The sequence below is a fragment of the Pseudomonas sp. Sample_16 genome (assembly GCF_004307665.1).
Classification (GTDB): Bacteria; Pseudomonadota; Gammaproteobacteria; order Pseudomonadales; family Pseudomonadaceae; genus Aquipseudomonas.
In genome coordinates this window covers 120,349-135,805 of record NZ_RCOB01000197.1, presented here as the reverse complement: position 1 = coordinate 135,805, position 15,457 = coordinate 120,349, and the positions used below count along the sequence as shown (strand labels likewise).

The 15,457-nt window shown below is 60.2% G+C and carries 18 protein-coding genes; all 18 read left to right on the top strand.

Features of this window, described 5'->3' with window-relative positions; genetic code table 11:
* The coding region (fliE, locus tag D8U69_RS26490) for a flagellar hook-basal body complex protein FliE (protein ID WP_130908480.1) at window positions 1-226 on the top strand (226 nt) is incomplete at its 5' end.
* A gap of 15 nt (window positions 227-241) precedes the next feature.
* Complete coding sequence (gene fliF, locus D8U69_RS26485) at window positions 242-2,029, top strand: flagellar basal-body MS-ring/collar protein FliF (protein ID WP_056853023.1); 1,788 nt, start codon at window positions 242-244, stop codon at window positions 2,027-2,029.
* Entirely contained in the window at window positions 2,022-3,041 is a 1,020-nt protein-coding gene (gene fliG / locus D8U69_RS26480; RefSeq protein WP_056853022.1) for a flagellar motor switch protein FliG, read from the top strand. The genes fliF and fliG overlap by 8 nt, the downstream gene beginning before the upstream one ends.
* Window positions 3,042-3,045: 4 nt before the next feature.
* Entirely contained in the window at window positions 3,046-3,843 is a 798-nt protein-coding gene (gene fliH, locus D8U69_RS26475) for a flagellar assembly protein FliH (protein WP_056853021.1), read from the top strand.
* Window positions 3,833-5,191: a flagellar protein export ATPase FliI gene (gene fliI / locus D8U69_RS26470; protein WP_056853020.1), complete on the top strand. Its 1,359-nt coding sequence runs from the start codon at window positions 3,833-3,835 to the stop codon at window positions 5,189-5,191. The genes fliH and fliI overlap by 11 nt, the downstream gene beginning before the upstream one ends.
* A gap of 6 nt (window positions 5,192-5,197) precedes the next feature.
* Entirely contained in the window at window positions 5,198-5,647 is a 450-nt protein-coding gene (fliJ, locus tag D8U69_RS26465) for a flagellar export protein FliJ (RefSeq protein WP_056853019.1), read from the top strand.
* A gap of 206 nt (window positions 5,648-5,853) precedes the next feature.
* On the top strand, window positions 5,854-6,153 hold the full coding sequence (locus D8U69_RS26460) for an STAS domain-containing protein (protein WP_056853018.1): 300 nt from the start codon (window positions 5,854-5,856) through the stop codon (window positions 6,151-6,153).
* Window positions 6,154-6,158: 5 nt separating this feature from the next.
* Entirely contained in the window at window positions 6,159-7,865 is a 1,707-nt protein-coding gene (locus D8U69_RS26455) for a fused response regulator/phosphatase (RefSeq protein WP_130908479.1), read from the top strand.
* A gap of 30 nt (window positions 7,866-7,895) precedes the next feature.
* Window positions 7,896-8,246, top strand: a complete 351-nt coding sequence (locus tag D8U69_RS26450; RefSeq protein WP_056853017.1) for an Hpt domain-containing protein — start codon at window positions 7,896-7,898, stop codon at window positions 8,244-8,246.
* Window positions 8,247-8,347: 101 nt separating this feature from the next.
* On the top strand, window positions 8,348-9,709 hold the full coding sequence (locus tag D8U69_RS26445) for a flagellar hook-length control protein FliK (RefSeq protein ID WP_130908478.1): 1,362 nt from the start codon (window positions 8,348-8,350) through the stop codon (window positions 9,707-9,709).
* Window positions 9,710-9,943: 234 nt separating this feature from the next.
* Complete coding sequence (gene fliL / locus D8U69_RS26435) at window positions 9,944-10,444, top strand: flagellar basal body-associated protein FliL (RefSeq protein WP_056853015.1); 501 nt, start codon at window positions 9,944-9,946, stop codon at window positions 10,442-10,444.
* A gap of 9 nt (window positions 10,445-10,453) precedes the next feature.
* Window positions 10,454-11,422 carry a flagellar motor switch protein FliM gene (gene fliM, locus D8U69_RS26430; protein ID WP_056853014.1) on the top strand — a complete coding sequence of 323 codons (969 nt, stop codon included), beginning with the start codon at window positions 10,454-10,456 and terminating at the stop codon, window positions 11,420-11,422.
* A 67-nt stretch (window positions 11,423-11,489) separates the two neighbouring features.
* Complete coding sequence (fliN, locus tag D8U69_RS26425) at window positions 11,490-11,948, top strand: flagellar motor switch protein FliN (RefSeq protein WP_056853168.1); 459 nt, start codon at window positions 11,490-11,492, stop codon at window positions 11,946-11,948.
* The gene (gene fliO / locus D8U69_RS26420) at window positions 11,949-12,395 is read left to right on the top strand and encodes a flagellar biosynthetic protein FliO (RefSeq protein ID WP_056853013.1); all 447 of its coding nucleotides are present in this window, start codon (window positions 11,949-11,951) and stop codon (window positions 12,393-12,395) included.
* A complete protein-coding gene (gene fliP / locus D8U69_RS26415; RefSeq protein WP_056853012.1) occupies window positions 12,395-13,153 on the top strand; it encodes a flagellar type III secretion system pore protein FliP in 759 nt (252 codons plus the stop codon). The genes fliO and fliP overlap by 1 nt, the downstream gene beginning before the upstream one ends.
* Window positions 13,150-13,419 carry a flagellar biosynthesis protein FliQ gene (fliQ, locus tag D8U69_RS26410; RefSeq protein ID WP_020796969.1) on the top strand — a complete coding sequence of 90 codons (270 nt, stop codon included), beginning with the start codon at window positions 13,150-13,152 and terminating at the stop codon, window positions 13,417-13,419. Before fliP ends, fliQ begins: the two co-directional genes overlap by 4 nt.
* Before the next feature lie 3 nt (window positions 13,420-13,422).
* Window positions 13,423-14,208, top strand: a complete 786-nt coding sequence (gene fliR / locus D8U69_RS26405; RefSeq protein WP_056853011.1) for a flagellar biosynthetic protein FliR — start codon at window positions 13,423-13,425, stop codon at window positions 14,206-14,208.
* A gap of 3 nt (window positions 14,209-14,211) precedes the next feature.
* Window positions 14,212-15,351 carry a flagellar biosynthesis protein FlhB gene (gene flhB, locus D8U69_RS26400; protein WP_130908477.1) on the top strand — a complete coding sequence of 380 codons (1,140 nt, stop codon included), beginning with the start codon at window positions 14,212-14,214 and terminating at the stop codon, window positions 15,349-15,351.
* Window positions 15,352-15,457: the final 106 nt, after the last annotated feature.

Sequence of the window (15,457 nt, the reverse complement as noted above, 5' to 3'; positions counted from 1 at the left end):
TGGCAGCAGCTTTTCCGACATGCTCGGTCAGGCCGTCAATAAAGTGAACGACACCCAACAGGCTTCCTCTCAGTTGGCCAGCGCCTTCGAGATCGGCAAGAGCGGCGTCGATCTGACGGACGTGATGATTTCCTCGCAGAAGGCCAGCGTGTCTTTCCAGGCATTGACCCAAGTACGTAACAAGCTGGTTCAGGCTTACCAAGACATCATGCAGATGCCGGTTTAAGGACGAGATTGAGTCATGGCAGAAGCAGTCGCCGATAATGTTCCGGCCAAGGCCACTCCAGTAGACGGCAAACCGCCGCTGTTCGGGTTGTCCTTCCTGGAAAACCTCTCCGAGATGACCATGCTGCGTCAGGTGGGCCTGTTGGTCGGCCTGGCTGCGAGCGTGGCGATTGGTTTTGCCGTGGTGTTGTGGTCCCAGCAGCCGGACTACCGTCCGCTGTACGGCAGCCTGGCCGGTATGGACGCCAAGCAGGTCATGGATACCCTGGCCGCCGCCGATATTGCCTACACCGTCGAACCGAATTCCGGCGCCTTGCTGGTCAAGGCTGAAGACCTGTCCCGCGCGCGGCTCAAGCTCGCCGGCGCTGGTGTCACTCCCAGCGATGGCAACATCGGTTTTGAAATTCTCGATAAAGAGCAGGGCCTGGGCACCAGCCAGTTCATGGAAGCGACCCGTTATCGTCGTGGCCTCGAAGGTGAACTGGCCCGGACCATTTCCAGCCTGAACAACGTCAAGGGTGCCCGCGTGCACTTGGCGATTCCGAAAAGCTCGGTGTTTGTGCGCGATGAACGCAAGCCGAGTGCGTCGGTACTGGTTGAACTGTATTCCGGTCGCTCGCTGGAGCCGGGCCAGGTGGTGGCCATCGTCAATCTGGTGGCGACCAGCGTTCCCGAGCTGAGCAAGTCGCAGATCACCGTTGTTGACCAAAAGGGCAACCTGCTCTCCGATCAGGCGGAAAACTCCGAACTGACCATGGCCGGCAAGCAATTCGATTACAGCCGCCGCATGGAAAGCATGCTCACCCAGCGTGTGCACAACATCCTGCAACCGGTGCTGGGCAACGATCGCTATAAAGCCGAAGTCTCCGCCGATGTGGACTTTAGTGCCGTCGAGTCGACTTCCGAGCAGTTCAACCCCGATCAACCGGCGTTGCGCAGCGAGCAGTCGGTTAACGAACAACGTACCGCCAGCAATGGTCCGCAAGGTGTCCCCGGTGCATTGAGCAACCAGCCACCCGCGCCGGCCTCCGCCCCGCAAACCACCGCTGGCGCCGCGCCTGCTGCCGGGATGGTCCAGCCAGGCCAGCCGCTGATCGATGCCAACGGCCAGCAAATCATGGACCCGGCCACCGGCCAGCCGATGCTGGCGCCATACCCGGCTGACAAGCGTCAACAATCCACCAAGAACTTCGAACTCGACCGTTCCATCAGCCATACCAAGCAGCAACAGGGTCGTCTGAATCGCCTGTCGGTGTCGGTGGTGGTGGATGACCAGGTCAAGGTCAACCCGGCCAACGGTGAAACCACCCGCGCACCGTGGACCGCCGACGAATTGGCGCGCTTCACCCGTTTGGTCCAGGACGCGGTCGGTTTCGATGCCAGCCGTGGTGACAGCGTCAGTGTGATCAACATGCCGTTCTCTGCCGATCGCGGCGAAGTGATCGCCGACATTCCGTTCTATTCCCAGCCTTGGTTCTGGGACATCGTCAAGCAAGTGCTGGGTGTCCTGTTCATTCTGGTGCTGGTGTTCGGCGTACTGCGCCCGGTGCTCAACAACATCACCGGTGGTGGCAAGGGCAAGCAGCTGGCCGGTATCGGCAGCGATGTCGAGTTGGGTGGCATGGGTGGTCTGGACGGCGAACTGGCCAACGACCGTGTCAGCCTTGGCGGCCCGCAAAGCATCTTGCTGCCTAGCCCGAGCGAAGGCTATGACGCACAGTTGAACGCAATCAAGAGTCTGGTGGCAGAAGACCCGGGTCGTGTGGCCCAGGTCGTGAAAGAGTGGATTAACGCAGATGAGTGATAACCGAGCCGTTGCCGCCAAGCTGACCAAGGTCGACAAAGCCGCGATTCTGCTGCTGTCCCTTGGCTCTACCGATGCCGCCCAGGTGTTGCGCCACATGGGGCCCAAAGAGGTCCAGCGTGTGGGCGTGGCCATGGCGCAGATGGGGAACGTTCACCGTGAGCAGGTCGAGCAGGTGATGAGCGAGTTCGTCGACATCGTCGGCGACCAGACCAGCCTGGGCGTCGGCTCCGACGACTACGTGCGCAAAATGCTCACCCAGGCCTTGGGCGAAGACAAGGCCAACGGCCTGATCGACCGCATTCTGTTGGGTGGCAACACCAGTGGCCTCGACAGCCTGAAGTGGATGGAACCCCGCGCCGTCGCCGACGTTATTCGTTACGAGCACCCGCAGATCCAGGCGATCGTGGTGGCGTATCTCGACCCGGACCAGGCCGGTGAAGTGCTCGGCAACTTCGACCACAAGGTGCGTCTGGACATCATTCTGCGGGTTTCCTCGCTGAACACCGTGCAGCCAGCGGCCCTGAAAGAACTCAACCAGATTCTCGAGAAGCAGTTCTCCGGCAACTCGAATGCCTCGCGCACCACCCTGGGTGGCATCAAGCGTGCGGCCGACATCATGAACTTCCTCGACAGCTCGATCGAAGGCCAGCTCATGGACTCGATCCGCGAAGTCGACGAAGACCTGTCCGGTCAGATCGAAGACCTCATGTTCGTGTTCAACAATCTGGCCGATGTCGACGACCGCGGTATCCAGGCATTGCTGCGCGAAGTGTCTTCCGATGTGCTGGTGCTGGCGCTCAAGGGCTCGGACGAAGGCGTCAAAGAGAAAATCTTCAAGAACATGTCCAAGCGTGCCGCCGAACTGTTGCGCGACGACCTCGAAGCCAAAGGCCCGGTGCGCGTCAGCGATGTGGAAACCGCGCAGAAAGAAATCCTCACCATCGCCCGCCGAATGGCCGAAGCCGGAGAAATCGTTCTCGGTGGCAAGGGCGGCGAGGAAATGATTTAAGCCCATGGCCAAGCATGATGATTTACCCACTGACCTGATCCGGGCCGGGGATGTCAGTGGTTTCGATACCTGGGCGCTGCCCAGCTTCGACCCGCCAGCCCCCGAGCCTGAACCGGAGCCGGAACCCGAGCCGCCGGAAATGGAAGAAGTGCCGCTGGAGGAAGTCCAGCCACTGACCCTCGAAGAACTCGAAAGCATTCGCCAGGAAGCCTATAACGAAGGCTTCGCGGTGGGTGAAAAAGAAGGTTTCCATAGCACCACCCTCAAGGTCCGCCAGGAAGCCGAACAGGCATTGGCGCCAAAGATCGCCGGGCTGGAGCAACTGATGGCGCATCTGTTCGAGCCGATCGCCGAACAGGACACCCAGATTGAAAAGTCCTTGGTCGATCTGGTGCAGCACATCACCAAACAAGTGATTCAGCGCGAACTGGCCATTGACTCGACGCAGATCGAACACGTCATGCGCGAGGCGCTCAAGTTGTTGCCGCTGGGCGTGGGCAACGTGCGGCTGTACATCAATCCGCAGGATTTCGAACAGGTCAAAGCCCTGCGCGAACGCCATGAAGAAACCTGGCGCATTGTCGAAGACGAATCGCTGTTGCCGGGCGGCTGTCGGGTCGAGACCGAGCACAGTCGTATTGACGCCACGGTGGAAACCCGCGTCAAACAGGTCATGGACAAATTGTTCGATCAGCTCCACGAGCAGGCACTGCACCCAGCTGCGCCGGACGTGAGTCTGGAATTGCCGGTCGAAAGCAAACCCGCAGTCGCAGCCGATGCGGATCTCCCCGATGCGCCTTGAACGGACCAGTTTCGCCAAGCGTCTGAGCAGCTATGCAGAGGCCACGGAACTGGCTGGCGCGCCGATTCTTGAAGGCCGCTTGCTGCGTATGGTCGGTCTCACGCTCGAGGCCGAAGGCTTGCGCGCGGCGATGGGCAGTCGTTGCATGGTCATCAATGACGACAGCTACCATCCGGTGCAGGTCGAAGCCGAAGTCATGGGCTTCTCCGGCAGCAAGGTCTTCCTGATGCCGGTCGGCAGCGTCGCCGGTATTGCACCCGGTGCCCGCGTCGTTCCTTTGTCCGACACGGGTCGCTTGCCGATGGGCATGAGCATGCTTGGCCGTGTACTCGATGGCGCCGGTCGTGCACTGGATGGCAAGGGCGGGATGAAGGCCGAAGACTGGGTGCCGATGGACGGCCCGACCATCAACCCGCTCAAACGTGAACCGATCAGCGAGCCGCTGGACGTAGGCATTCGTTGCATCAACGGCATGCTGACGGTGGGTCGTGGTCAGCGTCTCGGCCTGTTCGCCGGTACCGGCGTCGGTAAATCCGTGCTGTTGGGCATGATGACCCGTTTCACCGAGGCCGACATCATCGTCGTCGGGCTGATCGGCGAGCGGGGTCGTGAAGTTAAAGAGTTCATCGAGCACATCCTCGGTGAAGAAGGGCTCAAGCGTTCCGTGGTGGTGGCGTCCCCGGCGGACGATGCACCGCTGATGCGTCTGCGCGCCGCCATGTACTGCACACGAATCGCCGAATATTTCCGCGACAAGGGCAAAAACGTCCTGTTGCTGATGGATTCGCTGACCCGTTTCGCTCAGGCCCAGCGGGAAATCGCCCTGGCCATCGGCGAGCCACCTGCGACCAAGGGTTATCCGCCTTCAGTGTTCGCCAAGTTGCCGAAACTGGTGGAACGAGCGGGTAATGCCGAGAAGGGCGGCGGTTCGATCACAGCGTTCTACACCGTGCTGTCCGAAGGCGATGACCAGCAGGACCCGATTGCCGACTCGGCGCGGGGCGTGCTCGACGGGCACATCGTGCTGTCCCGGCGCTTGGCCGAGGAGGGGCATTACCCGGCCATCGATATCGAGGCGTCCATCAGCCGGGTGATGCCGGCGGTGGTGTCACCGGAACACATGACCCGTGCGCAGTATTTCAAGCAATTGTGGTCGCGTTATCAGCAAAGTCGCGACTTGATCAGCGTCGGCGCATACGTCGCCGGTGGTGACCGCGAGACCGACCTGGCGATCTCCCTGCAACCGCAACTGGTCAAGTACTTGCGCCAGGGTCTCAACGACAGCATCAGCCTGGGCGAAAGCGAAGCGTATCTCGCCTCGATCTTCGCGCCCGCGGCGGGCGGCTAACCGGCCATGGCCCAGACTCGGGCAGGGCGCCTGGCCCCCGTGGTGGAAATGGCCGAGAAGGCCGAAAAAACCGCGGTCCAGCGCTTGGGGCACTTTCAAGGGCAAGTGCGGCTGGCCGAAAGTAAACTCGCCGACCTTGAAGCCTTTCGTCTCGACTATCAGGAACAGTGGATCGTGCGCGGCAGTAGCGGCGTGTCGGGCCAATGGCTGCTCGGGTATCAGGGGTTTTTGGCGCAATTGGGCACGGCCATCGATCAGCAGCGGCAAAGCCTGGCCTGGCACCAGAACAACCTGAACAAGGCACGGGACACCTGGCAACAGGCGTTTGCCCGGGTCGAAGGTTTGCGCAAACTGGTGCAGCGGTATGCCGATGAAGCGCGGGCCATCGAGGACAAGCGCGAACAGAAACTGCTGGATGAATTATCGCAGCGCTTGCCACGGCAGGATCAGTATTGAATCAGGCTGACCGCGTTATCGTTCATCGCGGGCAAGCCATGCTCCTACGGGATTGTTGCGATCTTGTGAGCTTCATGAAACCTGTAGGAGCATGGCTTGCCCGCGATAGCGATCCGACGGCCGTCACAACGCCTTGCCTTGCCCCAACCTCTACCAAATGCTAAACCTTGTACAAGCAGGTTCACCAATGACAAGGAAGCCATGACATGTCAGTTGTTACAGAAGTATCCCCCGACGGCCAGAAGCTGACGATATCGGTCAAGGGACGGTTCGATTTCGCCAAGCATCAAGAGTTTCGTGAGTCCTACGAACACAAAGATCTTGGAGCGGTTGTAGTCGACCTGAAAGAAGCGACCTATCTCGACAGCTCTGCGCTGGGCATGTTGCTGCTGTTGCGTGATCACGCTGGCGGTGAAAACTCCGATATCCGCGTGGTCAACAGCAGTTCGGATGTGAGGAAAATCCTCGCCATCTCCAACTTCGACAAACTGTTCGACATCAGTTGACCGCCGTGCACGCTGCACTGGAATCATTGACGATCCTCATCGCCGAAGACAGCGCGGCCGATCGCATGCTGCTATCGAGTATTGTCCGCCGTCAGGGCCACGAAGTACTGACGGCAGCCAACGGTGCCGAAGCGGTCGAGGCGTTTCGCCAGAATCGTCCGCAACTGGTGTTGATGGACGCAATGATGCCGGTGATGGACGGCTTCGAGGCAGCACAGCAGATCAAGGCACTGGCCGGGGAAACCCTGGTGCCGATCATCTTCCTGACCTCGCTTTCCGAAAGTGAAGCGCTCGCCCGCTGCCTGGAGGCCGGGGGCGACGATTTTTTGGCAAAACCCTACAACCAGGTGATCCTCGCCGCCAAAATCAAGGCGATGGATCGCTTGCGGCGGCTGCAAGCGACCGTGTTGCAACAGCGTGACCAGATTGCCCGGCACCACGATTATCTGCTCAACGAGCAGCGGGTGGCCAAGGCCGTGTTCGACAAGGTGGCCCATTCCGGTTGCTTGAACGCTGCCAATATCCGCTACCTGCAATCGCCTTACGCACTGTTCAACGGTGACTTGTTGCTGGCTGCGTACACACCGGCGGGCGACATGCATGTGCTGCTCGGTGACTTCACCGGCCATGGTTTGCCCGCCGCGGTAGGGGCCATGCCGCTGGCGGAGGTTTTCTACGGGATGACGGCCAAGGGTTACGGCTTGTCGGAAACCCTGCGCGAGATGAACGCCAAGCTCAAACGCATCTTGCCGGTGGACATGTTCTGTTGCGCAACGATGCTGTGTCTGAGTTTTCAGAGCCGTTCGGTGGAAGTATGGAACGGCGGCATGCCCGACGGTTATCTGCACAGCATCGCCACGGGTGAACGCACGCCGTTGTCGGCTCGGCACTTGCCGTTGGGCGTGCTGAGCGCGCAAACATTCGATGACAGCACGCAAGTGTTTCCGATGGCGGAGGGTGACCGGGTTTTCCTCTTGTCCGACGGGGTGATCGATACCTGCGATGCCAACGATCAGTTGTTCGGGGTGGAGCGCCTGCAACGGGTTTTTTCGGACAATCGTGAACCGGATGCGCTGTTCGAGGAAATCGGCCAGGCGCTGCGCGACTTTGGCGGTGAGACCCGCGACGATGTCAGTATGGTTGAAATCAGCTTGCTTGAGACTTCGCCGCTGATTGCGCCGACCCCGGTGTATTCCGACAGCGGTCAGTCGTGCCCGCTGGACTGGTCAGTGAGTTTCGAATTTCGTGCCGCGACCCTCAAGCGCTTCAATCCACTGCCGTTCCTCCTGCAATTACTGCTTGAGGTCCATGGTCTACGGACGCAGAGCGGGGCGCTCTACAGTGTGTTGGCCGAGTTGTATTCCAATGCGCTCGAGCATGGTGTTCTGGGTCTGGACTCAAGCCTCAAGCGCGATGTTTCGGGGTTCACCCGTTATTATCAACAGCGCAACACACGCCTGGACGAGCTGCAGGACGGCTACGTACGGGTGCATCTGCAGGTCACGCCGCAGGGTGAAGGTGGTTGTCTGGTGATCCGCGTCGAGGACAGCGGCAAAGGGTTTGACGTCGCGCGGGTGCTGGATCGCCCGGTTGATCCTGTCCGTCTGTCGGGACGTGGTGTGAGTCTGATCCGTCAGTTGGGGCGTAACGCCAGTTGGTCCGACGATGGTCGAAGTGCCCGCGTGGAGTTTTTCTGGGAGGCTCTGGCATAATCCACGCATTCTTGATCAAGGAGTGAGCAAGTGGCTGACACACATCTTGACCCGGACGCGCTGAGCGCGTTGCGGGAAGTCATGGAGGATGGGTTTTCGACGTTGGTCGATACCTTCCTCGCTGACTGCGAAGTACGCCTGCAATTGTTGCGACAGGCAGATACGGCCACGCAAGTGATCGAGGCTGCCCACAGCTTCAAAGGCAGCAGCAGCAACATGGGCGCGGTGCGGCTCGCCGAGTTGTGTGGTCAGCTTGAGCGGATGGCCAGTGCGTTCCCGACTGCCGAAATTGGCCAATTGATCACCGACATCGATGGCGAGTTCGCCATCGTTCGTCCTCTCTATGAATTTGAACGACAGCGTTCCCCGGCGGCGAGCTGAGTCGTTTGGCGCCTTTCGTCGTCTGCTGGCGAAACTGGCGCGACCCTTGCAGTTAACTCTTCCAACTGTACCTACGATCCCAGTGCAGCGGAGACCGTTAAATGCCCGTTACCCCCAATAATCTTCTTCAGGCCGTCGCGCCGGCCAAGGCTCAAGCGGCGTCCGCCAATTCCACGGCATTGACCGCTGAGCCCGGGGACAAGGCTGCAAGCTTCGCTCAGGTGTATGCCAAGCAAGCCCAGAACAAACCTGCCGCAACAGCTGATAGCCCGGTCAAACCGGTGCGTGAAAAGGCTGTGGACAGCGCTGGCAAGAAAGACGTCGTGGACGACAACTCTGCCGCCGCGCAACCGGAGGTTGCCGATAGCGGCAAAACCTTGCCCGCCGATAATCCGGCGCAGACCGAAGGCCAGGCTGCCAGCGACGATGCTACCGATACCGCGCAAACGCCGGTCGCCGAAACCGCACCTGTTGATCCGACGCTTGATCCTGCCTTGCTGCTGGTGGTTCAACCCGCCGTGGTCGCGCCTGCACCGGTGACGACGCCGGTCGTGGATGCCGCTCAATTGCCGGTTGAGGCTGCGCTTGGCGCGCCAGTTGCTGCTCCTGTGACAGCCGCGTCGGCGGCTGTTGTCACGGATGCCGAATTCGATCCCGAGGCTGATCCTCTTGATGCATTGCCGGCCTTGCGCATGGCGATGGAGCAAAGCGGCCACGTTTCCGCGTCGAGTCAGGCACAGCCGAAAGCGGCTTCGACTACCGCCCAGGCCGATGGCGAACAGACCGCTGCGCAAAATTTTGCTGCCGGGATGGCCGGTATGCTCGAGGTCCAGGCCGACAAGGACAGCACCAGCCAAGGTGGCGATAAGGCCTTCAGTGGCTTGATCGATGACGGTCTCAAGGACTTGAAATCGGCCAGCAGCGATACCCGGGTCGACGATTTCGCCAACCGTCTGGCGGCGCTGACCCAGGCTGCCACGCCGAAAACCGCCAACGCCTTGCCGGTCAATCAACCGATTGCCATGCATCAAAATGGCTGGACCGAAGAGGTGGTGAACCGGGTCATGTACCTGTCCAGCGCCAATCTCAAGGCAGCGGACATTCAGTTGCAACCGGCAGAGTTGGGGCGTCTCGACATTCGGGTCAACATGGTTCCGGATCAGCAGACCCAGGTTACCTTCTTGAGCGCGCACCCGAGTGTTCGCGAAGCGCTCGACGGGCAGATGCATCGCCTGCGTGACATGTTTGCCCAGCAGGGTATGGGCCAGGTTGACGTCAACGTCTCCGACCAGAACCGAGGCTCCCAGGATCAGGGGCAGAATCAGCAGGCGCAGAGTGGCAGGACCAATACCACTGGTGGTCGTCTTGATTCGATGGATGACGACGTGGCGCCAGCCGTTGCTGAAGTCGCTGCTCCGGTGACCAGTGTTATCGGCTCCAGCGCAGTCGACTATTACGCCTGATCCCGGCAGACCTATGACTCTGTGGGAGCGGGCTTGCCCGCGAAGGCGTCGGCACCGTCAGCATCAATGTTGAATGTTCCGGCCTCTTCGCGGGCAAGCCCGCTCCCACAGGGGGCGCAGTGTTCTTCAAAACGCGCACATCCCCACCCATCCCTCTCCCGACACTTCTGGCATAACACTTGCTCTTGCCTTGCCGTGCGACTGTGAAAACCCGAATAGTGACGGATTATTGGCATGGCGAAGAGCGACGCAGCAGTAAAAGACCCCGCAACCAAAGGCAAACTCAAGCTGATTATTGTGATCGTGCTGGCCCTGCTGCTGGCGGTCGGTTTGTCCGTGGGGGCGACCTGGTACTTCATGCACAGCGCCCAGAGCAAGCCTGCCGCCGTGGTCGAAACCGCGCCGCTGGGCAAGCAGCCGGCGATATTCGAGCCGATGGCGCCAGCGTTTGTCGCCAATTACAACCAGAACGGCCGTCAGCGCTACATGCAGGTGAGCATCACCATGCTTGGCCGCAACCAGGCCGATCTGGAAGCGCTCAAAGTGCACATGCCGGTGATCCGCAACAACCTGGTCATGCTGTTTTCCGGGCAGGATTTTGCCACGCTCGCGTCGCCGGTCGGTCAGGAAATGCTGCGCCAGAAAGCCACGGCCAGCGTCCAGGAAGTGGCGCAGAAAGAGCTCGGCAAAGTGGTTGTCGAACAGTTGCTTTTCACTAATTTCGTACTGCAGTAGGAACACGACATGGCCGTGCAGGACCTGCTGTCCCAGGATGAGATCGACGCGCTGTTGCATGGCGTGGACGATGGTCTGGTACAGACCGATAACGCCGCCGAACCCGGCACCGTCAAAAGCTACGACCTGACCAGCCAGGATCGCATCGTCCGTGGACGCATGCCGACCCTGGAAATGATCAACGAACGATTCGCCCGCTACACGCGCATCAGCATGTTCAACATGCTGCGCCGTTCGGCAGACGTGGCGGTCGGTGGCGTGCAGGTGATGAAGTTCGGCGAATACGTGCACTCGCTGTACGTGCCGACCAGTCTCAACCTGGTCAAGATCAAGCCGTTGCGCGGCACCGCGCTGTTCATCCTCGACGCCAAACTGGTGTTCAAGCTGGTGGACAACTTCTTTGGCGGCGACGGTCGTCACGCCAAGATCGAAGGGCGTGAATTCACCCCGACCGAACTGCGCGTGGTGCGCATGGTGCTGGAGCAGGCCTTCATCGATTTGAAGGAAGCCTGGCAGGCGATCATGGAAGTCAACTTCGAGTACATCAACTCGGAAGTGAACCCGGCCATGGCCAACATCGTCGGCCCGAGCGAAGCGATTGTCGTGTCGACCTTCCACATCGAACTCGATGGCGGTGGCGGCGACCTGCACGTGACCATGCCGTATTCGATGATCGAGCCGGTGCGCGAAATGCTCGACGCCGGCTTCCAGTCGGACCTCGACGATCAGGACGAACGCTGGGTCAATGCCCTGCGTCAGGACGTGCTGGATGTCGACGTACCGATCGGCGCCACGGTTGCTCGCCGCCAGTTGAAGCTGCGCGACATCCTGCATATGCAGCCGGGGGACATCATTCCGGTGGAGATGCCGGAAGACATGATCATGCGCGCCAACGGCGTGCCGGCCTTCAAGGTCAAGATGGGCTCGCACAAAGGCAACCTTGCGTTGCAAGTGATCGAGCCGATCGAGCGTCGTTGATCGACGCCTGACACATTCGCTTTTAACTGACGGCCTCCCCTCAAAGGTGGCCCGCCGAGGACAAATGATGGCTGATGATATGAATACTCAGGACGACCAGGCACTGGCTGATGAATGGGCTGCGGCCCTGGAAGAAACCGGTGATGCCGGGCAGGCGGATATCGACGCGCTGCTGGCGGCCGATGCATCCGGATCCTCCAACAATCGCCTGCCCATGGAAGAGTTCGGCAGTGTGCCGAGAAACAACGATCCGGTGAGCCTGGAAGGGCCGAACCTGGACGTGATCCTTGATATCCCGGTGTCGATTTCCATGGAAGTGGGCAGCACTGACATCAACATTCGCAACCTGCTGCAACTCAACCAGGGTTCGGTGATCGAGCTCGATCGCCTGGCCGGTGAGCCGCTGGACGTACTGGTCAACGGCACGCTGATCGCTCATGGCGAAGTGGTCGTGGTCAACGAGAAGTTCGGCATCCGCCTGACCGACGTGATCAGCCCAAGCGAACGCATCAAGAAGCTGCGCTGAGTGAAAAGGCTTCTCGGGGTTCTTCTGGCGTTGCCGTTGAGCGTGCTGGCGGCAGAGCCTGTTGCGACCGCCACCGCTGCAGCGGCGCCTGTAGCGAGCAGCGGTGTGGCCGGGCAATTGACGCAACTGGTGTTCGGCCTGCTGCTGGTGCTGGGGTTGATCTTCTTCCTCGCCTGGCTGTTGCGTCGGGTTCAGCAAGCGGGGCCTGCCGGCAAGGGCCAGGTGATCGAGCTGATCGGTTCCCGCGCCCTTGGCCCACGTGACCGGCTGATGCTGGTGCAGGTCGGCAACGAGCAGATTCTGCTCGGCCTGAGCCCCGGCAGCATTACCGCATTGCACGTGCTCAAGGAACCGGTGCAGGTGCCGAGCACGACTGAGAAAACGACGCCGGAATTTGCCCAGCGCCTGCTGGATATCCTGGGCAAAGATCAGAAGGATAAGAAGTAATGGGTGCGCTGCGCATCGTCTTGACGCTGGCCCTGATGCTGGCCGCACCTTTGGCGTTCGCCGCCGATCCGCTGTCGATCCCGGCGATCACCTTGGGCACCAACGCCGAAGGCGCTCAGGAGTACTCGGTCAGCCTGCAAATCCTGCTGATCATGACTGCGCTGAGTTTCATCCCGGCGTTCGTCATGCTGATGACCAGTTTCACCCGGATCATCATCGTCTTCTCGATCCTGCGCCAGGCCCTTGGCTTGCAGCAGACACCGTCGAACCAGATTCTCACTGGCATGGCGCTGTTCCTGACGCTGTTCATCATGGCACCGGTGTTCGACCGGGTGAACCAGGACGCCTTGCAGCCGTATCTCGCGGAAAAGATGAGCGCTCAGGATGCGGTGGCCAAGGCCCAGGTGCCGATCAAGGACTTCATGTTGGCCCAGACCCGAACCAGTGACCTGGAGCTGTTCATGCGTTTGTCCAAGCGCACGGACATAGCCTCGCCGGATCAGGCGCCGCTGACCATTCTGGTACCGGCCTTCGTGACGTCGGAGCTCAAAACCGCGTTCCAGATCGGCTTCATGATTTTCATCCCGTTCCTGATCATCGACCTCGTCGTGGCCAGTGTGTTGATGGCCATGGGTATGATGATGCTGTCGCCGCTGATCATTTCCTTGCCGTTCAAGATCATGCTGTTCGTTCTGGTCGATGGCTGGGCGCTGATCATCGGCACCTTGGCCAGCAGCTTCGGCGGTGTTTCGCCATGACGCCGGAAGTTGCGGTCGACATCTTCCGTGAGGCGTTGTGGCTGACCACGTTGATGGTCGCGGTGCTGGTGATCCCGAGCCTGCTGGTGGGCCTTGTCGTGGCAATGTTCCAGGCGGCTACCCAGATCAACGAACAAACCTTGAGCTTCCTGCCGCGCCTGCTGGTGATGCTGGTGACGCTGATCGTCGCCGGCCCATGGCTGGTGCAGACGTTCATGGAGTACATCCTGCAGTTGTACGGCAGCATTCCGCAGGTCATCGGCTAAGCCATGTCGTCGCTACTGCAACTGACGGACACCCAGATCAGCACCTGGGTGGCGACGTTCATGTTGCCCTTGTTTCGTGTCGGCGCCTTGCTGATGGTCATGCCGGTATTCGGTACGTCTCTGGTTCCCAAACGCATCCGCCTGTATTTCGCCCTCGCCATCACCGTGGTCATTGCCCCCAACCTGCCGCCGATGCCGCCGGTCAATGCGCTGGACTTGAGCGGGTTGCTGCTGATTGCCGAACAGATCCTCATAGGCGCGGTACTGGGATTTTCGCTGCAGTTGTTTTTCCAGGCGTTTGTGATTGCCGGGCAAATCGTCTCCATTCAAATGGGCATGGGTTTCGCTTCGATGGTCGACCCCACCAACGGTGTCTCGGTCGCCGTCATCGGGCAGTTCTTCACCATGCTGGTGACCCTTATTTTCCTGTCGATGAATGGCCATCTGGTGGTGTTCGAAGTTCTCACCGAGAGCTTCACCACGTTGCCGGTGGGCAGCGGCCTGACGGTCAATCATTACTGGGAGCTGGCTGGCAAGCTCGGCTGGGTGCTGGGTGCGGCGCTGTTGCTGGTGCTGCCGGCGATCACTGCGCTGCTGGTGGTCAACATTGCCTTCGGCGTGATGACCCGAGCGGCACCGCAACTGAACATTTTCTCCATCGGCTTCCCGCTGACCCTGGTGCTCGGGCTGTTTATCGTCTGGGTCGGGTTGGCGGACATCATCAATCAGTATCAACCGCTGGCCACCGAGGCCCTGCAGTTTTTACGCGAACTGGCACAGGCGCGCTGAGTCATGGCTGAGAGCGAAAGCGGTCAGGACAAAACAGAAGACCCCACGGAGAAAAAGAAAAAGGACGCCCGGGAGAAGGGTGAGATTGCCCGTTCCAAGGAACTTAACACCCTGGCGATCATGCTTGCCGGTGCGGGCGCTTTGCTGATATTCGGTGGTGCGTTGGCCGAGGAAATGATGGATCTGATGCGCCTGAACTTTTCCCTGTCGCGGGAGGTGGTGCTGGATCAGCGTTCGATGGGCACCTACCTGCTGCACTCGGGGCAGATCGCGCTGCTGGCGATTCAGCCGGTGATGGTCACCTTGCTGCTGGCTGCTTTGATCGGCCCGATTTCCCTGGGCGGCTGGCTGTTTTCAGCGGGTACCATGGCGCCCAAGTTCAGCCGCATGAACCCTGGCGCGGGCCTCAAGCGCATGTTTTCGGCCAAGGCCATTGCCGAATTGCTCAAAGCCCTGGCGAAGTTTTTCATCGTGCTGTTCGTGGCGCTGGTGGTGTTGTCGGCGGACATCGACGACTTACTGCGCATCGCTCATGAACCGTTGGACCGGGCGATCATCCACAGCTTGCAAGTGGTCGGCTGGAGTACGTTGTGGATGGCGTGCGGCTTGATCATCATCGCCGCCGTGGACGTACCGATCCAGCTCTGGGAAAGCATCAAGAAGCTGAAAATGACCAAGCAGGAAGTGCGCGACGAGCACAAGGACCAGGAAGGTCGGCCCGAGGTGAAACAGCGCATTCGCCAGCTCCAGCGCGAAATGTCTCAGCGGCGAATGATGGCGGCGATCCCTGACGCCGATGTGGTCATCACCAACCCGACCCACTACGCCGTCGCCCTCAAGTACGACCCGGACAAGAGCGGCGCGCCGATGCTGATCGCCAAGGGCAGCGACTTCCTGGCCCTGAAAATTAGAGAGATCGCGGCGGCCAACGAGATTCTGTTGCTGGAATCGCCGGCGCTGGCGCGATCGATTTATTACTCCACCGAACTGGAGCAGGAAATTCCTGGCGGCCTCTACCTCGCCGTCGCCCAGGTTCTGGCCTACGTCTATCAGATCCGCCAGTACCGCGTAGGCAAGGGCAAGCGCCCGGATCCGCTCAAGGATGATTTGCCGATTCCACCGGATTTGCGCCGCGATTCCTGATAAGTCCAAGCCAGGCAATCAGCGTTAAAGTCTATGCGAGCCTGCTCGCAGAGGGGAGGCTCACATGTAAAAGATATGTCGACTGACTCACGGCCTTAGTGAGCAG

Excerpts from the sequence above, each read along its gene's own strand:
- fliG (WP_056853022.1), top strand. The coding sequence starts at position 2,022 with ATGAGTGATAACCGAGCCGTTGCCGCCAAGCTGACCAAGGTCGACAAA.
- fliL (WP_056853015.1), top strand. The coding sequence starts at position 9,944 with ATGGCGAAGAGCGACGCAGCAGTAAAAGACCCCGCAACCAAAGGCAAA.
- fliP (WP_056853012.1), top strand. The coding sequence starts at position 12,395 with ATGGGTGCGCTGCGCATCGTCTTGACGCTGGCCCTGATGCTGGCCGCA.
- fliJ (WP_056853019.1), top strand. The coding sequence starts at position 5,198 with ATGGCCCAGACTCGGGCAGGGCGCCTGGCCCCCGTGGTGGAAATGGCC.
- D8U69_RS26460 (WP_056853018.1), top strand. The coding sequence starts at position 5,854 with ATGTCAGTTGTTACAGAAGTATCCCCCGACGGCCAGAAGCTGACGATA.
- fliR (WP_056853011.1), top strand. The coding sequence starts at position 13,423 with ATGTCGTCGCTACTGCAACTGACGGACACCCAGATCAGCACCTGGGTG.
- fliF (WP_056853023.1), top strand. The coding sequence starts at position 242 with ATGGCAGAAGCAGTCGCCGATAATGTTCCGGCCAAGGCCACTCCAGTA.
- fliN (WP_056853168.1), top strand. The coding sequence starts at position 11,490 with ATGGCTGATGATATGAATACTCAGGACGACCAGGCACTGGCTGATGAA.
- fliM (WP_056853014.1), top strand. The coding sequence starts at position 10,454 with ATGGCCGTGCAGGACCTGCTGTCCCAGGATGAGATCGACGCGCTGTTG.
- flhB (WP_130908477.1), top strand. The coding sequence starts at position 14,212 with ATGGCTGAGAGCGAAAGCGGTCAGGACAAAACAGAAGACCCCACGGAG.
- fliQ (WP_020796969.1), top strand. The coding sequence starts at position 13,150 with ATGACGCCGGAAGTTGCGGTCGACATCTTCCGTGAGGCGTTGTGGCTG.
- fliH (WP_056853021.1), top strand. The coding sequence starts at position 3,046 with ATGGCCAAGCATGATGATTTACCCACTGACCTGATCCGGGCCGGGGAT.
- fliI (WP_056853020.1), top strand. The coding sequence starts at position 3,833 with ATGCGCCTTGAACGGACCAGTTTCGCCAAGCGTCTGAGCAGCTATGCA.
- D8U69_RS26445 (WP_130908478.1), top strand. The coding sequence starts at position 8,348 with ATGCCCGTTACCCCCAATAATCTTCTTCAGGCCGTCGCGCCGGCCAAG.